Source organism: Roseateles sp. P5_E11 (assembly GCF_054049355.1).
This window is the reverse complement of the sequence record NZ_JBFUMO010000057.1, coordinates 1-18,905: the sequence shown is the minus strand read 5'-3', so window position 1 is coordinate 18,905 and position 18,905 is coordinate 1. Positions and strand designations below refer to the sequence as shown.

The 18,905-nt window shown below is 69.3% G+C and carries 15 protein-coding genes; 5 read left to right on the top strand and 10 right to left on the bottom strand.

Annotated features, from left to right (window positions below; translation table 11 throughout):
* Positions 1-89 precede the first annotated feature (89 nt).
* The 3 genes from ACXJKR_RS07020 to ACXJKR_RS07010 are packed head-to-tail and all read left to right on the top strand — an operon-like array spanning position 90 to position 5,746.
* The gene (locus ACXJKR_RS07020; RefSeq protein ID WP_457321882.1) at positions 90-1,541 is read left to right on the top strand and encodes an efflux transporter outer membrane subunit; all 1,452 of its coding nucleotides are present in this window, start codon (positions 90-92) and stop codon (positions 1,539-1,541) included.
* 5 nt (positions 1,542-1,546) lie between these two features.
* Entirely contained in the window at positions 1,547-2,635 is a 1,089-nt protein-coding gene (locus ACXJKR_RS07015; RefSeq protein WP_457321880.1) for an efflux RND transporter periplasmic adaptor subunit, read from the top strand.
* A 12-nt stretch (positions 2,636-2,647) separates the two neighbouring features.
* Positions 2,648-5,746 (top strand): efflux RND transporter permease subunit, encoded by a 3,099-nt coding sequence (locus tag ACXJKR_RS07010; RefSeq protein ID WP_457321878.1) that lies wholly within the window; start codon positions 2,648-2,650, stop codon positions 5,744-5,746.
* On the opposite strand, the gene ACXJKR_RS07005 is transcribed toward ACXJKR_RS07010, so the two are convergent.
* From ACXJKR_RS07005 to hutC, 6 genes are all read right to left on the bottom strand, one after another.
* Entirely contained in the window at positions 5,733-7,286 is a 1,554-nt protein-coding gene (locus ACXJKR_RS07005; RefSeq protein WP_457321876.1) for a methyl-accepting chemotaxis protein, read from the bottom strand. The two genes, ACXJKR_RS07010 and ACXJKR_RS07005, sit on opposite strands and share 14 nt — an antisense overlap.
* Positions 7,287-7,435: 149 nt before the next feature.
* On the bottom strand, positions 7,436-8,833 hold the full coding sequence (gene hutF, locus ACXJKR_RS07000; protein ID WP_457321874.1) for a formimidoylglutamate deiminase: 1,398 nt from the start codon (positions 8,831-8,833) through the stop codon (positions 7,436-7,438).
* Positions 8,821-9,621: an N-formylglutamate deformylase gene (gene hutG, locus ACXJKR_RS06995; RefSeq protein ID WP_457321872.1), complete on the bottom strand. Its 801-nt coding sequence runs from the start codon at positions 9,619-9,621 to the stop codon at positions 8,821-8,823. Before hutG ends, hutF begins: the two co-directional genes overlap by 13 nt.
* Positions 9,618-10,805, bottom strand: coding sequence for an imidazolonepropionase (gene hutI, locus ACXJKR_RS06990; protein WP_457321870.1), 1,188 nt, complete (start codon positions 10,803-10,805; stop codon positions 9,618-9,620). The genes hutG and hutI overlap by 4 nt, the downstream gene beginning before the upstream one ends.
* On the bottom strand, positions 10,802-11,341 hold the full coding sequence (locus ACXJKR_RS06985; protein ID WP_056204036.1) for a HutD/Ves family protein: 540 nt from the start codon (positions 11,339-11,341) through the stop codon (positions 10,802-10,804). Before ACXJKR_RS06985 ends, hutI begins: the two co-directional genes overlap by 4 nt.
* Positions 11,342-11,410: 69 nt before the next feature.
* On the bottom strand, positions 11,411-12,130 hold the full coding sequence (gene hutC, locus ACXJKR_RS06980) for a histidine utilization repressor (RefSeq protein ID WP_056204511.1): 720 nt from the start codon (positions 12,128-12,130) through the stop codon (positions 11,411-11,413).
* A 67-nt stretch (positions 12,131-12,197) separates the two neighbouring features.
* On the opposite strand from hutC, the gene hutU reads away from it, so the two are divergent.
* Positions 12,198-13,874, top strand: coding sequence for a urocanate hydratase (hutU, locus tag ACXJKR_RS06975; RefSeq protein WP_457321867.1), 1,677 nt, complete (start codon positions 12,198-12,200; stop codon positions 13,872-13,874).
* An 8-nt stretch (positions 13,875-13,882) separates the two neighbouring features.
* Positions 13,883-15,388 carry a histidine ammonia-lyase gene (gene hutH / locus ACXJKR_RS06970; protein WP_457321865.1) on the top strand — a complete coding sequence of 502 codons (1,506 nt, stop codon included), beginning with the start codon at positions 13,883-13,885 and terminating at the stop codon, positions 15,386-15,388.
* On the opposite strand, the gene clsB is transcribed toward hutH, so the two are convergent.
* From clsB to ACXJKR_RS06950, 4 genes are all read right to left on the bottom strand, one after another.
* A complete protein-coding gene (gene clsB, locus ACXJKR_RS06965) occupies positions 15,382-16,644 on the bottom strand; it encodes a cardiolipin synthase ClsB (RefSeq protein WP_457321863.1) in 1,263 nt (420 codons plus the stop codon). The two genes, hutH and clsB, sit on opposite strands and share 7 nt — an antisense overlap.
* A complete protein-coding gene (locus tag ACXJKR_RS06960) occupies positions 16,641-17,432 on the bottom strand; it encodes an endonuclease/exonuclease/phosphatase family protein (protein ID WP_056204046.1) in 792 nt (263 codons plus the stop codon). The genes clsB and ACXJKR_RS06960 overlap by 4 nt, the downstream gene beginning before the upstream one ends.
* A gap of 79 nt (positions 17,433-17,511) precedes the next feature.
* Positions 17,512-17,982: a dihydroneopterin triphosphate diphosphatase gene (gene nudB / locus ACXJKR_RS06955; protein WP_457321861.1), complete on the bottom strand. Its 471-nt coding sequence runs from the start codon at positions 17,980-17,982 to the stop codon at positions 17,512-17,514.
* Positions 17,983-18,017: 35 nt separating this feature from the next.
* Complete coding sequence (locus ACXJKR_RS06950; protein ID WP_457321859.1) at positions 18,018-18,812, bottom strand: CsgG/HfaB family protein; 795 nt, start codon at positions 18,810-18,812, stop codon at positions 18,018-18,020.
* Between the last annotated feature and the right edge of the window lie 93 nt (positions 18,813-18,905).

Here is an 18,905-nt window from a genome sequence, read left to right as displayed (position 1 = left end):
GGCCATGGGCCTCTGGCCCATGGCAGGCCCAGCGCTCGGCCCGGAATACCCCTTTTTCAGGTACCGCGAACACGCAATGGACAACTGAAATGATCCCCCCAAGAAAAATCCTCGCCGCCCCTCTGCTGGCCCTGCTGAGCGCCTGCATGACGGCGCCCACCGCGACGCCGCCGGCCGCCACGGCCATCCCCGCCGCCTGGCGCTCGCCGCTGCCCCACGGCGGCAGTACCGCGGCACTGACCCAATGGTGGGCGGCCTTCGAGGACCCGCAGCTGGCCCGCCTCATCGAGCGCGCCGAGAGCGGCAGCCCGACGCTGGCCCAGGCCGCCGCCCGCCGCCGCCAGGCCGAGGCCAGCGCCACCCAGGCCCGTGCCGCCCTGCTGCCGCAGCTGACGGCCAATGCCCAGGCCCAGCGCGGTCGCAACCTCAACGCCATCCCCGGCATCAGCAGCCAGGGCAGCGCCCAGTTCAACGCGAGCTGGGAGATCGACCTCTTCGGCGGCCAGCGCGCCGCCGCGGCGGCCGAGAATCTGCAGGCCCAGGCCGCGACGTCGGACTGGCATGCCGCACGCGTCAGCCTGGCCGCGGACGTGGCCCAGGCCTATGTGCAACTGCGCCTGGCCCAGGGCCACGAGGAATCCACGGCGCTGGACACCCGGTTTGCCGAACAGATTGCCGGCTGGGCGCGCGAGCAGCAGAAGGCCGGCCTGATGAGCGCCAGCGACGCGGCCATCCTGAACACCGAACGCGCCGCGGCCTCCGCCGCTCGCAGCCAGTGGCGGGCCGAGGCCCAGATCGCGCTGCAGAGCCTGGCCCTGCTGTGCGGCGAGCAGGCCCAGGCCCTGGCCAAGGAGCTGGCACCGCCGGCCATCGCCGACGAAAAGTTCGAGCTGCGCCGCAGCCAGCCCAAGGCGCCGGGCTTTGACGTCAGCGCTCTGCCCGCCCAGTTGCTGGCCCAGCGCCCCGACGTCGCCGCCGCCCACCAGCGCTGGCTGGCCGCCACCCAGMAGCAGCGCAGCGTCGAGGCCCAGCGCTGGCCGCAGCTCAGCCTCGGCGCCCTGGCCGGCGAGTCGCGGCTGCGCGTCGGCGGTGCCAGCAGCAGCGCTTCGATGTGGGCCGTCGGCCCGTCCCTGAGCCTGCCGCTGTTTGACGGCGGCCAGCGCAAGGCCCGTGCCGAAGGCGCCCAGGCCGCCGCCGACGAAGCCGCCGCGGCCCTGCAAGCCCGTTGGCAGATGGCCGTCGCCGAGGTGGAGGAGGCCCTGCAACGCGTGGCCGCCGGCGCCGAGCGCGAGCGCGAGATCGATGCCGTCAAGCGTGAATGGGAGGGCATCGCCCTGCGTTCCTTCTCCCAGGCCCAGGCCGGCCTGCAGAGCGGCGTGCAGCGCAACACCACCTTCCGCAACGCGCTGGTCGCCTACGACGCCGTGCTCAGCGTGCGCGCCGAGCACGCGCTGGCCTGGATCCGCCTTTACCGCAGCCTGGGTGGCGGCTGGACCGCCGACGCCCCCACGACGAACACGAACACCGCCTCCGCGCGCTGAACGCCATGAAGATCCGCATTCCTTTCCTGACCACCGCACTCACCGTCGCCCTCGCGGCGGCCTTTGTCGCCGCCCTGTCCAGCCCCGCCTTCGCCGCCGACGCCGCCAGCGCGGCGCCCAAGGCGGCGCTGACCGTCAAGCGCGTCGTCGCCCAGGCCGGCGCCTGGCCTCAGACCCTCGCCGGCACCGGCTCCATCGCCGCCTGGCAGGAGGTCGTCATCGGCGCCGAGATCGGCGGCCAGCGCCTGGCTGCGCTGCTGGTCGACGTGGGCGACCGCGTCAAGAAGGGCCAGTTGCTGGCCCGCTTGAGCCCCGGCACGCTGGAGACGGATCTCGCCGCCAGCAAGGCCGCGCTGCTGGAGGCCGAGGCCTCGGCGCGTGAGGCGCATCAGACCGCCGAGCGCGTGAAAACGCTGCAGGGCAGCGAGGCGCTGTCGCCCCAGGCCATCGACCAGGCCCTGGCAGCCGACGCGGCCGCGCAGGCCCGCGTGGCTGCGGCCAGGGCGCGCGTGCAGGCCGACCAGCTGCGCCTGTCGTACACGCAGATCACGGCGCCCGACGACGGCGTCATCAACGCCCGCATCGCCACGCCCGGCGCCCTGGTGCAGCCGGGCCAGGAGCTGTTCCGCCTGCAACGCCAGGGCCGCCTGGAGTGGCGGGCCGAGGTGCCCGGCGCCGAGCTGGCGCAGCTGAAGATCGGCCAGACCGTGCGCGTGCAGCCCAGCGGTGCCCCGGCGCTGGAAGGCCGCATTCGCCGCGTCGCACCGCAGATCGATGCGCAGACCCGCAACGGCCTGGTCTATGTGGACCTGAAGGCCGGCGAGGCTTTGCGTGCTGGCCTGTTCGCCCGCGGCGACTTCGTGCTCGGCGAGAGCCAGGGACTGACGCTGCCGCAGACGGCGGTGCTGCTGCGCGATGGCTTCAGCTATGTCTTCCGCCTCGACGGCAGCAAGGTGCGCGAGCAGAAGGTGCAGCTCGGCCGCCGCGAAGGCAACCGCGTCGAGGTCAAGTCAGGTCTCGCCGCAGGAGCTGCCGTCGTCGAGTCGGGCGTGGGCTTCCTCGCAGACGGTGACACGGTTCGCGTGGCGCAGTAAGGAGACGCCACCATGTTCAACGTCTCCCGCTGGYCCATCGCCAACCCGGTGCCGGCCATCATGTTCTTCATCATGCTGACGGCGGCCGGGCTCTACGGCTTCAAGCAGATGAAGATCCAGCAGTTCCCCGACATCGAACTGCCCACCATCGTCGTCAGCGCCTCGCTGCCAGGCGCAGCACCCGCGCAGATGGAAACCGAGGTCGCCCGCAAGATCGAGAACTCGGTCGCCACGGCCCAAGGCGTCAAGCACATCTACACCAAGGTGCAGGACGGCATCGCCACCGTCACCGTCGAGTACCGCCTCGAGAAGCCGCTGCAGGAAGCCCTGGACGACACCCGCGACGCCGTCGCCAAGGTGCGCGCCGACCTGCCGGCCGATTTGCGCGACCCGGTCATCACCAAGATGAATCTGTCGGGCATGCCCATCCTGACCTACACGGTCTCGAGCAACCGCATGGACGACGAGGCCCTGTCCTGGTTCGTCGACAACCAGGTGACCAAGCGCATGCTGTCGGTGCGTGGCGTGGGCTCGGTGGCCCGCGTCGGTGGCGTCAGCCGCGAGCTGCGCGTGGAGATCGACCCCAGCCGCCTGCTGGCCCTGCGCGTCAGCGCCGCCGATGTGTCGCGCCAGTTGAAGCAGGTGCAGCAGGAGGCTCCCGGCGGCCGTGCGACGCTGGGCGGCTCCGAGCAGTCGCTGCGCACCATCGCGACCGTGCAGACGGCCGCCGAGCTGGCCGCGCTGAGCATCCCGCTGCCGGACGGCCGCCACGTGCGGCTGGACCAGGTCGCTGCCGTGACCGACACCCTGGGCGAGAAACGCGCCGGCGCCTTCCTGAACGGCAAGTCCGTCGTCGGCTTCGAGATCGTGCGCGCCAAGGGGGCCGGTGAGGTCGACGTGGCCGAGCGCATCCGCGCCGCGCTGGAAGAACTCAAGGCCGCCCACCCCGACATCACCGTCACCGAGGCCTTCAACTTCGTCGACCCCGTCATCGAGAACTACGACGGCAGCATGAAGCTGCTGCTGGAAGGCGCAGCGCTGGCCGTGCTGGTGGTCTTCCTGTTCCTGCGCGACTGGCGTGCCACCTTCGTCAGCGCCGTGGCCCTGCCGCTGTCGGCGATTCCGGCCTTCCTCATCATGTACTGGATGGGCTTCACGCTGAACGTCGTGACGCTGCTGTCGCTATCCCTCGTCATCGGCGTGCTGGTGGACGACGCCATCGTCGAGATCGAGAACATCATGCGCCACCTGACCATGGGCAAGACGCCGCTGGAAGCCGCCCGCGAGGCGGCTGACGAGATCGGCCTGGCCGTCATCGCGACCACCTTCACGCTGATCGCCGTCTTCCTGCCCACCGCCTTCATGAGCGGCGTGGTCGGCAAGTTCTTCGTGCAGTTCGGCTGGACGGCCTCCATCGCCGTGTTCTTCTCCCTCGTCGTCGCCCGCATGCTGACGCCGATGATGGCCGCCTACATCCTGAAGGCACCCAAGAAGCAGCACAAGGAACCGTTCTGGATGGCGACCTATCTGGGCTGGGCACGCTGGGCCTTCACGCACAAGGGCAAGACCCTGGCCATCGCCGCGGTCTTCGGCGTGGCCGCCTGCACGCCGCTGTTCATGGGCGCCATCCCCGGCGCCTTCATCCCGCCGGACGACCTCAGCCAGACGCAGATCAGCATCGAGCTGCCGCCGGGCAGCACGTATGAGCAGACTGCGGCAATAGCCGAGCAGGCGCGCGCCGCCGCGGCCGCGCACAAACAGGTCAGGCTGGTCTACACGGCCGTCGGCGGCGGTAGCGCAGGGGGCGACCCGTTCGCGATGAGCGGTGCGGCGGAGGTCCGCAAGGCAACCCTCACGCTGAACCTGACGGCGCGCCACGAGCGCCGCGGCATCAGCAAGCAACAGATCGAGCGCGAACTGCGCGAGAAGCTGGAGAACATCGCCGGCGCCCGCATCAAGGTGACCTTCGGCGGCTCCAACGACAAATACCAGCTCGTGCTGGCCGGCGAGGACGGCGAAGCGCTGGCGGCCCATGCGGCCAAGGTCGAGAAGGAGCTGCGCGCCCTGCCCGGCATCGGCCAGGTGACGAGCAGCTCCAGCCTGCAGCGCCCCGAGCTCATCGTGCGCCCCGACGCGGCGCGCGCGGCCGACCTGGGCGTGTCCACCGCGGCGATTGCCGACACGCTGCGCATCGCCACGGCCGGCGACTACGACCAGTTCCTGCCCAAGCTCAACCTCAGCCAACGCCAGGTGCCCATCGTCGTGCGCCTGCCCGACGCGGCCCGCGCCGACCTGGCCCTGCTCGGCCAGCTGACCGTGCCGGGCACGCATGGCCCCGTGCCGCTGCAGCAGGTCGCCGAGCTGACGCTGACCAGCGGCCCGGCCCAGATCGACCGCTTCGACCGCCTGCGCAATGTCAACTTCGAGATCGAACTGAACGGCATGCCGCTCAGCGAGGTGCAGGCCGCTGCCGCGGCCCTGCCCAGCATCGCCAACCTGCCGCCGGGCGTGAGCAAGGCCGAGATCGGCGACGCCGAGGCCTTTGCCGAACTGGGCCAGGGCTTTGCGCTGGCGATGGGCACGGGCGTGGCCTGCATCTACATCGTGCTGGTGCTGCTCTTCCATGCCTGGGTGCAGCCGGTGACCATCCTGGGTGCGCTGGTGCTGTCCATCCCGGGCGCCATCCTGGCGCTGTTCGTGACCGGCACCGACCTGTCGATGCCGGCCATGATCGGCATGATCATGCTGATGGGCATCGCGACCAAGAACTCCATCCTGCTGGTGGAATACGCCATCGTCGCCCAGCGCGAGCAGGGGCTGACGCGCCTGGAGGCGCTGCTGGATGCCTGCCACAAGCGCGCCCGGCCCATCGTCATGACGACGCTGGCCATGGGCGCAGGCATGATGCCCATCGCGCTGGGCTTCGGCACCGACCCAAGCTTTCGCGCGCCGATGGCCATCGTCGTCATCGGCGGGCTGATCACCAGCACCTTCCTGAGCCTGCTGGTGATTCCGGTGCTCTACGAAGTGGTGGACGACTTCATTCAGCGCGTCAGCCGAAAGAAAAAGGCGCAGCCGGAAGGAAAAGAAGGCGCCGTCAGCTCAGCTTGAACACGGCCACTGATTGAGATAAGTCGTCGGCCTGCTGCTGCAGGCTGGCGGCCGCCGCGGCGGATTCTTCGACAAGCGCGGCGTTTTGCTGCGTCATCTGGTCGAGGCTGGCGATGGCCTGGCCGATCTGGCCGATGCCGGTGCTCTGCTCGCCGGTGGCGAGGCTGATCTCTGACACGATGGAGCTGACCCGCGCGATGGCGTCAATGATCTCGTGCATGGTCTGGCCCGCGCGGGCCACCAGTGCGGTGCCGCTGTCCACGCTCTCGCCGCTGCTGAGGATCAGGCCCTTGATCTCCTTGGCGGCCTCGGCCGAGCGCTGGGCCAGCGTGCGCACCTCGCCAGCAACAACGGCAAAGCCACGGCCCTGCTCGCCCGCCCGCGCGGCTTCCACGGCCGCGTTCAGCGCCAGGATATTGGTCTGGAAGGCGATGCCATCAATGACGGAAATGATGTCGCCGATCTTGGTTGACGACGCACTGATGCGGCCCATGGTCTGCACGACCTCGTCCACCACCGCGCCGCCGCGGCGCGCCACCTCGGCGGCGTCCGTGGCCAGCTTGTTGGCCTGGCGCGCGGATTCGGCGTTGTGCGTGACGCTGGCCGTCAACTCCTCCATTGCCGAGGCCGTCTCCTGCAGGTTGGACGCGGCCTGCTCCGTGCGGTTGCTGAGATCCTGGCTGCCGATGGCCACCTCGCGTGAGGCGGTGGCGATGCTGTCGGTGCTGCTGCGCACGCCGGTGACAACCTCGGCCAGCGAGTCCTGCATGCCTTGCACGCCGCGCATCAGCGCCGCCGTCTCATCGCGGCCCTCGGCCCGCACGGGCTGGCTCAGGTCACGACCGGCAATGCGCTGGGCGCTGAGGATGGCGCGGGCCAGCGGATCCAGGATGGAGCGGATGTTGAAGAAGGTGTAGGTGCCGATGACCAGCACACCGCCAATGATGACCAGCGTCAGGTCCATGCGGATGGCCTTCTCCTGCTGGTCCAGCACCGCAACCTCCTCAGCCGAATGCTTGTCGACCTTTTCGGTCATCTCGGCGAGCGACTTGTCCATCGACCGCACCGTGCCCTTGATCGGCTCCATCGCCTGGTTGGCCGCCCCGGTGTCGCTGAATTCGCCCTTGGCCACGCGCTCGGCGATGCCGGCGAAGCCGCTGCGGTAGTCCTGCAGCAGCTTGATGAGTTCGGCCGGCATCTGCTTGACGTCGGGGGCGATGTCCAGCTTGGCGACCTTGTTCAGACTGGTGGAAACCTTCTCATAGGTTTCGCCCCATTCCTTGCGGTAGCGCTCGACGGCCTTGGCGTCGGCCAGGTTGATGAGCAAGTCCTTCTCGTAGCGCCGCAGGTTGCCGACGCCGGCGCGTATGTGAGCCAGTTGAGTCAGAGACTCGACGTCGTTGTCGAGGTAGTGAACGAACTTGGCCTTGGCCTGCGACAGGCTCCACAGCCCATGCAGGCCGATCACCAGCATCGCCGCGATGGCGACGCCCGCCAACGCATAGAGCCGCGCCTTGATCGTGAAATTGCTGAGCTTCATCGCCACTCCTCATCACGAACGCAAGCCGCAACGGGCGGCACCGTCGTCCCTCGCAGCCGCGGCCCGCAGACCCAGGAATGATCACAGCGGCGTGATTTATTAGAGGTCGTGGCGCGAGACTAGTCCTTTGTCAGGCTGCCGCCAAGGGCTTAAGCCCCTGGGGTGGCGTCAGGCGACCACAGCTCACGCATGGCGGCCTCGAAGGCATCCCCCACCCGGGTGGGTGCGCGCCAGGGCCGGGCCCGCCCAGCCACCCACACGGACTGCCAGGGCGAACCGTTGCTGCCGAAGACGACGGCGTCCAGCAAGGCTTCGTCGGGCAGCCCGCGCAGTGCATCGGCCTCGCGGTTCAACACCAGGGCGTCGGCGCGGGCACCGGGCGTCAGGCCCCAAGCCGCGAAGCCGGCAGCACGGGCGCCACCGTGGACGGCGGCGTCGAAGAGCCTGGCCGCGCTGGACGGCTGGCTGTCCGGCGCCGACGCGACATTGCGCTGGCGCAAGGTCAGGCGCTGGCCGTACTCCAGCCAGCGCAGCTCCTCCACCCAGCCGCGCGTGACCTGGCTGTCCGAGCCCACCGTCAGCGGCACCCCACCCGCCAGCCAGCGCGGCAGGTCGGCCAGGCCGTCACCCAGGTTGGCTTCGGTGCCGGGGCAGATGACGATGCCGGCGCCGCTGCGGGCGACGGACTCGATCTCGGCCGGTTCAGCATGGGTGGCATGGACCAGCTGCCAGCGCGGATCCAGATGACCCTCGTCCGCCAACCACTGGATGGGGCGACGGCCGGTCGCAGCGAGGCAGTCGGCCACCTCGGCCGTCTGCTCGGCCACGTGGATGTGGATGGGCAGGTCGGCCGCGCCGGCCAGATCCCGCAGGCGGGCGATGTCGCGCGGCGAGGCGCCGCGCAGCGAATGCAAGGCCACGCCGGCATTCACGCGCGGCAGGCCGGCGGCCAAGACGCGCTGGCTGGCGCGCCAGACCCAGTCGGCATCGGCGGCAAAGCGGTGCTGGTCGGGTCTCAGGTCCGTGTTCGACGCATTCACACCGAAGCCGCTGCGCGTGTAGACGACCGGCAGCAGCGTCAGGCCGATGCCGACGTCCTCGGCCGCCTCAGCCAAGGCCCAGGCCATCGCCAATTCGTCTTCGAAGTGCTGGCCTTGCGCGGGGTGGTGCAGGTAATGGAACTCGCAGACCTGGGTGTAGCCACCGCGAAGCATTTCGGCATAGAGCTGGCTGGCGACCGCGCGCAGCTGCTCGGGCGAGATGCGCAGGGCCAGGGCATACATGCGGTCGCGCCAACTCCAGAAGTCGTCCTGCCCGGCGTCGCGGCRCTCGGCCAGCCCGACGAAAGCACGCTGGAAGGCGTGGCTGTGGGCATTGACGAGGCTGGGGATGACCGGGCCGCCGAGCTTCTCCGCGTCTGGCGGTGCCGACAGGTTGACCGTAATCTCCGACCAATGGCCATTCGCGTCGACGCTGAGCAGCACGTCGCGCTGCCAACGGCCATCCACCCAGGCCAGGCTGGCGTGCAGTCGCTTCAAGGCTGCCATGCGAGCATCTCTTTCAACATCTTTTCGATCAACGGCGCCACGTCAGTCGCCAGGGCGTTGTCGTAGGCACCCGAGGGCTGCGCTGCCTCGTTCATGTAGCAACGCTGGCACATCTCCAGCTGAACCGCGTGCACCCCGTCGCCCGGGCGGCCATAGTGGCGAGTGATGTAGCCGCCCTTGAAGCGGCCGTTGACGACCTGGCTGAATTGCCGCTGGCTGGCCAGCAGCGCGGCCAGGCGGTCGGTGATGGCCGGCGCGCAGGAAGCGCCATCGGCCGTACCGAGGTTGAGGGCCGGCAACTCGCCGTCGAACAGCCAGGGCAGCTCGGAGCGGATGCTGTGGCCGTCAAAGAGCAATGCATGGCCGTGTTCGGCGCGCAGGCGTGTCAGCTCGGCCGCCAGCGCCTCGTGATACGGCTGCCAATAAGCCTCGCGGCGCGCGGCGATCTCGATGGCGTCCGGCTCGGTGCCGTCGACGTAAAGAGGGTCGTCGGTGAAGAAACGGGTCGGCACCAGGCCGGTGCCTCCCGAAGCGCCGGGATAGAGAGGCTGATCGTCGGGTGGCCGGTTCAGGTCGATGACGTAGCGGCTGTAGCGCGGCACGATGAGGCTGGCGCCCAGCGCTGATGCCAGCGGGCCGTAAAGGCGCTCCAGGTGCCAGTCGCTGTCCTCGCTGGCCAGGGCGCGCGGCACCAGGCGCTTGGCCAGCTCGGGCGGAATCTCCGTGCCGACATGCGGCAGGCTGATCAACAGCGGCGCGCGGCCCTGCTGCAGGCGATAGACGCTCATGACCCTCCCTGATTTCCTTGGAAGACCCGTTCTTTCAGCGGGTTATGCCCAAAGCATGCTGCCAGCTCGCGGGGGTGCGCGCTATCCCAGACACAGAAGTCGGCGCGCTGGCCAGCCACGAGCTGACCACGGTCGGTCAGGCCCAAGGCACGGGCGCCGTTGACGGTCAGGCCGCGCAGCGCCTCCTCGGGTGTCAGGCGGAACAGCACGCAGGCCATGTTCAACATCAGCAGCGGCGACAGCGTCGGCGAGCTGCCGGGGTTGTGGTCGGTGGCGATGGCAATGGGCACGCCGGCCTCGCGCAGCGCGGCAATCGGCGGCAACTGGGTTTCGCGCAACGCATAGAAGGCGCCGGGCAGCAGCACCGCGACGGTGCCCGCCTCGGCCATGGCCCGAACACCGGCCGGGCTGAGGAACTCAAGGTGGTCGCAGCTCAGCGCTCGGTAACGGGCCGCGAGCTGGGTGCCGCCCTGGTCACTGAGCTGCTCGGCGTGCAGCTTGACCGGCAGGTTCAGCCGCTGCGCTGCGTCGAACACGCGCGCGACCTGGGCCGGGTTGAAGGCAATGTGCTCGCAGAAGGCGTCGACCGCATCGACGAGGCCGGCCTCATACAGGTCGGGCAGCCACAGGCAGGCAGCGGCGATGTAGTCGTCGGCATCTGCGAACTCGGGCGGCAGGGCATGGGCGGCGAGATAGGTCGTGCGCACGTCGATGCCCAGGCCTTGGAGCTGGCGCGCGACGCGCAGCATGCGCGCCTCGGTGGCGGCGTCCAGTCCGTAGCCGGACTTGACCTCCAACGTCGTGACGCCCTCGCGGATGAGGGCCTGGGCGCGCTTGCGGGCGGCGGCCAACAGCTCGGCCTCGCTCGCCGCACGTGTCGCCGCGACCGTGGAGCGGATGCCGCCACCAGCCTTGGCGATGTCGGCATAGCTCGCGCCATGCAGCCGCTGCTCGAACTCGTTGGCGCGGCTGCCGCCGTAGACGAGATGGGTGTGGCAGTCCACCAGCCCCGGCGTGACAAGGGCACCATGCAGTTCGATGGTCTGCTCGGCCGCAGGAGCCTCGGCGCTCGGGCCGACCCAGCGAAGCAGGCCGTCCTCGACCAACAGGGCGCCGTCGTCGATCAGGCTCCAGCCGCGCTCGCCGGCCAGCGTCGCAAGAACCCCGCCGCGCCATAGCTTCATGTATCGGGGCCCCAGGTCAACCACCAGGCATTGCCCTCGCCCGTGAAAACGCAGCTCTGCGCCACCGGGTCCTCACACCAGGCCAGCGTCAACGGCGCCATCGGCATCGCGCGGTGGCCATGCTCGAGCAGGCCGCCATTGACGGTGAACAGGCCCACCCAAGGCGTCTTGGGCAACAGCACATGGTGGGCCGATTCGACCTCCAGGTTGCCGCGCCTCTCCATCACGTTGAAGACATCGGTCTCACCCTTGATGAGCTCGGCCTCGGGGGCGAGGCCACCGTCGAAACGCAGCGGCTCGTCGCCGATGCTCTGCGGCCAGTCGAACAGGCGCAGGCCCGCGCCGCCGATGACGGCCAGCCAGCGGTGCACGCCGGGGAAGGCCGAGAACGGCCCGTCACGCTCGACACGCGCGACGCTGACGCGGACTGCCCAGTCATGGGCGTGCGGCCAGGCGAGCAGCTCGCGCGTGGTGCCGCCCGTGTTTTTCCAGGCCTGCGGCTGCACGTCGGCCGCGCTGACCCTGCTCCAACTCATGTTCTTTTCCTTGCGCTCAAGCCCGCTTCACGGGAGTGGAGCATTTTCCGCAGCTCTGTGCGGCGCAGCTCATGCCGCGAAGCTCCCTTGCAATTGGTAACGTGCTCCGGGGTGGGTCAGTTTCACGCTGGTTACGGCAACACCGCGGCTGTAAGTGATGCGTTTGACGACCAGGCAGGGGGCGCGGCGGTTGATGCCGAGCAGCTTGGCTTCAACCTCGCCGGGCAGGGCCGCCTCGATCATGTAGCGCGCTTCGGACAGCGGCGCCACCTCCAGCAGGTAATGCGTCGGCGTGATGCGCGTGAAATCCTGTGAAAGATAGTCGGGCGCACTGGCCGGGTTGACGGCACGCTCCTCGCACTGGATGGCCACGCCGTTCTCCAGGTGCACGATGAGGCTGAGGAAGACGGGCGCACCACGCTTGAGGCCGAGCTCGGCCGCCTGCTGCGGCGTCGCCTTGCCCTTCAACAGCGCATGCACGCGCGCTTCGTGCATGCCGCCGCGCTCGAGGATCTCCTCATGCACGTCACGCACATTCAGCGTCGACGAGATGCGATGCAGCTGGGCGACGAAGCTGCCCACGCCCTGGACGCGCTCGATCAGCCCTTCCTGCACTAGCTCGCGCAACGCCCGGTTCACCGTCATGCGGCTGACTTCGAACTGGGCGACAAGAGCGCCTTCGCTGGGCAGCAGATCGCCGGCCACCCAGTGGCTGCTGGCGATGCCTTCGCGCAGATGGTTCTTGACCTTGAGGTACTGGGGTTCGGGGCTGGCCGGGCTTCTGGGCATGGGCGCCATCCTAGTTGACTTGACTTGTATAGACAACTAGAGTTCGCGGCACTTTCAGGAGTACCCGATGTCAGCCCTGCCCCGCCCTGTCAAAGCGCCCACCGGCACCCAGCTCAGCTGCAAGAGCTGGCTGACCGAGGCTGCCTACCGCATGCTGCAAAACAACCTCGACCCCGCCGTGGCCGAGAACCCGGACGCGCTGGTGGTCTACGGCGGCATCGGCAAGGCGGCGCGCAACTGGGAGGCGTTCGACGCGATCTGCAAGTCGCTGCGCGAACTCAACGACGACGAGACGCTGCTGATCCAGTCCGGCAAGCCGGTCGGCGTGTTCCGCACCCACCCGGACGCGCCGCGGGTGCTGCTGGCCAACTCCAACCTCGTACCGGCCTGGGCCACGTGGGAGCACTTCCACGAGCTGGATCGCAAGGGCCTGATGATGTACGGCCAGATGACGGCTGGCAGCTGGATCTACATCGGCAGCCAGGGCATCGTGCAGGGCACCTACGAGACCTTCGCCGAGGCCGCCCGCCAGCATTACGGCGGCGTGGCCAAGGGCCGCTGGGTGCTGACCGCGGGCCTGGGCGGCATGGGCGGCGCCCAGCCGCTGGCCGCCACCTTCGCGGGCTTTTGCTCGCTGAACATCGAATGCCAGCAGTCGCGCATCGACTTCCGTCTGAAGACCCGTTATGTCGACGAGCAGGCCTTCGATCTGGACGACGCGCTGGACCGCATCGCCAAGTACACGGCCGCCGGCGAGGCCAAGTCCATCGCGCTGCTGGGCAATGCGGCGCGGCTGATCCCGCAGCTTGCCGAGCGCTGCAAGCAGGGCACGGCCATCAGGCCCGATCTCGTCACCGACCAGACCTCGGCGCACGACCTCATCCACGGCTATCTGCCGGCCGGCTGGAGCGTGGAGCAGTGGAAGGCCGCAGCAGCCGACCCGGCCCAGCACGCCGAGCTGAAGGCGGCCGCCGCCAAGAGCTGCGCCGACCATGTGAAGGGCATGCTGGCCTTCCAGCAACTGGGCATCCCGACGGTGGACTACGGCAACAACATCCGCCAGGTCGCGCTGGACCAGGGCGTGGCCAACGCCTTCGACTTCCCCGGCTTCGTGCCCGCCTATGTGCGGCCGCTGTTCTGCGAGGGCAAGGGCCCGTTCCGCTGGGTGGCGCTGTCGGGCGACCCCGAGGACATCCGCAAGACCGACGCCAAGCTGAAGGAGTTATTCCCCCGGCATGAAGCCCTGCACCGCTGGCTGGACATGGCCGCCGAGCGCATCGCCTTCCAGGGTCTGCCCGCGCGCATCTGCTGGTTGGGGCTGGGCGAGCGCCACCTCGCGGGCCTGGCCTTCAACGAGATGGTCAAGAGCGGCGAGCTGAAGGCGCCCATCGTCATCGGCCGCGACCACCTGGACAGCGGCTCCGTCGCCAGCCCCAACCGCGAGACCGAAGGCATGAAGGACGGCTCGGACGCCGTATCCGACTGGCCGTTGCTGAACGCACTGCTGAACACGGCTGGCGGCGCCACCTGGGTGTCGCTGCACCACGGTGGCGGCGTGGGCATGGGCTACTCGCAGCATTCCGGCGTCGTCATCGTCTGCGATGGCACCGACGCGGCCGCGAAGCGCATTTCGCGCGTGCTGTGGAACGACCCGGCCACCGGCGTCATGCGCCACGCCGACGCGGGCTACGACACCGCCGTCGACTGCGCGAAGAAGAACGAACTGAACCTGCCTTCCCTGTGAAGTCTTCTATGAAACTCATCCCCGGACAACTGACGCTCGATCAACTCGCCGACATCGCCGCCGGCCGCGCTGCGCTGCAGCTCGACGACTGGCGTGCCGTCGACAAGAGCGCCGCCCTGGTCGCTGCCGCCGCCGCGGGCGATGCGCCCGTCTATGGCGTCAACACAGGATTCGGCAAGCTGGCGAGCACGCGCATTGCCAAGGACCAGCTCGCGGCACTGCAGCTCAACCTGATCCGCAGCCACGCGGTGGGCGTCGGCGCGCCGATGTCGCCCGAGGTCGTGCGCCTGATGCTGGCCACCAAGGCGGGCAGCCTGGCGCGGGGCTTCTCCGGCGTACGCCGCGAGGTCGTGCAAGCCCTGCTGGATGCGCTCAGCGCCGGCTTCGTCCCCTATGTGCCCTGCCAGGGATCGGTGGGCGCCAGTGGAGACCTGGCGCCACTGGCTCACCTCACACTCGCGCTGATGGGAGAAGGCGAGGCGCTGGTGGCCGGCAAACGCATTCCGGCGCGCGACGAACTGGCCCGCCTGGAGCTGCGACCACTGACGTTGGCCGCCAAGGAGGGCCTGGCCCTCATCAACGGCACGCAGGCCAGCACGGCCCTGGCCCTGCACGCGCTGCTGCGCTTCGAGGGCCTGTTCGCCACGGCCCTGGCCAGCGGCGCGATGACGCTGGACGCGGCACGCGGCAGTGACGGCCCCTTCGACGCCCGCATCCACGAGGTGCGCGGCCAGCCGGGCCAGATCGAGGTCGCCGGCGTCTACCGCGAGCTGCTCGCCGGCAGCGCCATCCGCCAGTCGCACCGCGAGGGCGACGAGCGCGTGCAGGACCCGTATTGCCTGCGCTGCCAGCCTCAGGTCATGGGCGCCTGCCTGGACCAGGCCCGCCACACCGCCGGCGTGCTGGTGCGCGAGGCCAATGCCGTCACCGACAACCCGCTGGTGTTCGACGACGTGATGATCTCGGGCGGCAACTTCCACGCCGAGCCGGTGGCCTTCGCGGCCGACAACCTGGCCCTGGCCATCGCCGAGGTGGGCGCGATTGCCGAGCGCCGCATCGCCATGCTGATCGACCCGGCCATCTCGCGCCTGCCGCCCTTCCTGACGGCCGACGCCGGCCTGCACAGCGGCTTCATGATTGCCCACGTGACGGCCGCAGCCCTGGCCAGCGAGAACAAGAGCCTGGCCCACCCGGCCAGTGTGGACAGCCTGCCGACCAGTGCCAACCAGGAGGATCACGTGTCGATGGCCACCTTCGCCGCGCGCCGCCTGCACGCCATGATCGACAACACCGCCCACATCGTTGCCATCGAACTGCTGGCCGCGGCCCAGGGCATCGACTTCCTGCGTCCGCTGCAGAGTTCGGCGCCGGTGGAGGCCCTGCACACGCGGCTGCGCGCCGACTGCGCCAGCAGCCCGGCCGATCACTACCTTGCGCCGGACATCGAGCGCGCGGCCGCATTGGTGCAGGCCGGAGCGCTCAGGGCCGAGCACGCGCCGGGTTTCGCTCAGTAGCGCCCCGCCGCGCCTGCGACGCGCAGGAACACGTAGGCAAACCACACGACGACGGCCTTGTGCAGCAAGGCGCGCAGGCCGGTACCGGCACGCTCGCCGACGCGCTGCGAGACCGCGATGGCGGCCTCGATCTCGCTGGCGAGTTGAACCGCGAAGCCGGCGTCCTGCACGACGACGTTGGCCTCCAGGTTGACCAGCAGTGACAGCGGGTCGATGTTGGAGCTGCCGACCGTGGCCCACTGGCCGTCGACGACGGCGACCTTGGCATGCAGGAAGGCTGGCGTGTACTCGTAGATCTCGACGCCATGGCCGAGCAGGTCCGCATACAGCGCTTCGGCAGCCCAGCCCGCGATCCGGTAATCCAGCTTGCCTTGCAGGAGCAGGCGCACGCGCACGCCGCGGTCAGCGGCGCGGCGCAGGGCATGGCGAATGCGTTGACCGGGATAGAAATAAGGGCAGACCACGTCGACGCTCTCGCGGGCGTCGGTGATGGCATCGGCATAGGCATGCTCGATGGTGCGGCGCCGGCGCAGGTTGTCGCGCAGCACGAAGGCGGCGCGGACCGGTTGCAGATGCGACACCGGCTCGCCCAGCCGCTGCGGCCCACGCCAGAGCTGAGTCACCCAGAGGCCGAAACGGCGCCGCAACGGCACGTAGTCGATAAGCGCATCGTCGAACTCCCGGCCCAGCCAGGCGCGTGACCAGATCGAACGCACGCTCTGCGCGACCAGGTCAACGAGGCCGCCACTCACCTGCACGGCGAAGTCCAGCCGCGGCAGCTYGGTGACGCCATGGTGCATGTCCAGGCGATCATCGATGACGTTGATGCCGCCGACGAAGGCCTGCTCGCCATCGACAACGCAAAGCTTCTGGTGCAGGCGGCGCAACTGGCCCGGCTGGAACCAGCGCCACCAGCGATCCATGGGCCGGAACACCGCCAGGGCCACGCCGCTGCCGGCAAAGCGCTCGCGCAGCGTCCTGATGCTGGCGTTGCTGCCGAAGCCATCGACGACGAGGCGCACGCGCACGCCACGCTGATCCGCCGCAATCAAGGCATCGGCCAGGGCCAGCGAGGTGGCGTCGTGATGAAAGATATAGGTCGCCAGCCAGACCTCGCGGCTCGCGCCGTGGATGGCTGCATGCATGCGCGGGAAAAGCTGATCGCCGCCGCGCAGCAGTTCGACCTCGTTGCCACCGACGAAGCCGGGGTCGGCGGCCTGGTGGCGTCGGCGCCGCCTCGACCCCAGGCGCCTCATTCGAGGGCCAGCTCCACGATCAGCGGCAGGTGGTCTGACATGCGCGACCAGCTCGGGCCGCGCGGCACCTGAACGCCGGTGCAGCGCAGGCCACGCATGTAGACGCGGTCCAGCGCGAACACGGGCAGGCGCGATGGAAAGGTGGGGGCCCGAGTCCGCCCGTGCGGTGCCGTCGCGCGACGCAGGCCGTGGGCACGCATGGGCGTGTCCAGACGCTCACCCCAGTCGTTGTAGTCGCCGGCAACAAGGAACGGCGCGCCCTCGGGTACGTTGTCGCGCACAAAGCTGGCGAGGCGGTCGACCTGGCGCATGCGGCTGGAATGAATCAACCCGAAATGCGCGACGACGACGTGCACGACCGTGCCATGCCAGTGCACCGGCACATGCAGCAGGCCGCGTTGCTCCAGGGAGTGGTCCGACACGTCGTGGTGGCCGATGTCGCCCATGGGCCAGCGCGACAGCAGCGCGTTGCCATGCTCGCCGAACTTGGTCGTTGCATTGGTACGGTAGGCCACCTCATAGCCTTCGGGGGCGAGGAACTCGGCCTGGCCCTTCTCGGGCCAACCGAACCAGGTGCGGTCGAAGTAAGCGGCTTCGCGGTGATGGAACAGACGCACCTCCTGCAGGCAGACGAGGTCGGCGTCCATGGCCTCCACACCCATCTGCAGGTTGTGGATCTCCAGGCGCTTTGCCGGCCCGAGGCCGCGCACGCCCTTGTGGATGTTGTAGGTGGCCACGCGCAGCACTTCGCCGGGCGGGTGAGGGGTGGGGCGGGCGACGGATCTCATGGCATCTCAGCGGCGTGCGGCCGCCCGAAGCCGCTGAGCGCCCCCTCGGGGGGCAGCGAACGGAGTGAGCGTGGGGGCTTCATAAGATTGCGGCGCTGAAGCGGGGCAGTTGCAGCACGGCTTCGGCGTTGGATGGTGAGAAGCAGCGGTCGGCCGCCTCATGCCAGGGCAGCCAGAGCCACGATAGATGCTCGCGCGGAGCCAGTACCGGCGTCAACGCCTCAGGCAGTTGTAGGCCGAAGACGTGTTCGGTATTGCGCGTGACGCCCGGGGCGTAGCGATGGCGCCAGTGAGGGTAAATCTCGTAAACATTGGCGAGATGCCAGTCGCGCAGCTCACCGCCCAATGCGGCGATGTCGAAGCCCGTTTCCTCCAGCACCTCTCGGCGTGCGGTCTCTGCGGGCGCCTCGTCGGGAGTGTCCTTGGAGCCCGTGACGCTCTGCCAGTAGCCGGGATGGTCAGCGCGCTCGATGAGCAGGACCTGCAGGTCCGGCGTGTGGATGACGACGAGGACGGACTCGGGGATCTTGAAGGGCTTGGCCGGGGGCATGCGGCCAGCATAGCGCCGGCCAAGCCCATGAAGAATCAGGTCTTCTTGCGCCGCGCCACCTCGGGCGGCAGCTCCTTGGCCTGCAGCTCGCGCACCTGGGCGACGAGCTGGTTGTGGGCGTCCAGGAAGGCCGCGGCAATGACCTTGCCTTCGTTGGAATTGCTCCAGCCCGCGCCGGCCGCGCCACCGAGCTTGCCCAGCACGGCGCCGCCGACGCCCAGGTCGGCCACCTCGACCGAACCGGTGGACGCAGCGACCTGCTCGGTGGTCTCGTTATCGGTCAGCAGCAGGGCTGCCTGGGCCTGCTTGAGCTTGACCTGCTCGGCCGCGCCGACGAGTTTGTTCAGATAGGGAATGGCCTGCAGGATGCCGCCGATCTGGCGGCCCGCGTCCTGCTCGCTGAAGGTGAGGCTGGGTGTCAGGCTGTACTGGGCCTCATAGCCCTTGCCCTTGCTCACCGTGTTGCCCTGCTGGCGCAGGATGCCGGCTTCCTTGAGTTCCTGCTCGCGCACGGTCGCCTTGAGGCCGGCGGCGCGGTCGACAACCCGGAAGCAGCCGCTCTGCTGGGCCAGCAGGCGCACCAGGGGCACGGGGCTGGACGGCAGCTGGTAGCTGCTGGAGTAGGCATAGCCGTTGGGGTTCTCGACCAGGGCCAGCGTCGCAACGGGTGCATCACATTTGACGAGCTCGCGGCTGGCCTTGTGGGCGCCGGCCGGGCCGGCCGAGCCGCTGATGACCGAGCCTCCATCGCCCAGCGTGGTAGACGATTTGCCGCAGCCGACGAGCAGCAGCGCGACAACGGGAAGAGCGAGCAAGGGGCGGATGTTCATCGGCGGGAGTCTGCCTTGCCCCTCACGCCGACCCGTCCCAGGAAAGCGGGACGGCCGGACGCCCTCTCCCCCGGGCCTGCGGGGGCGCCATCA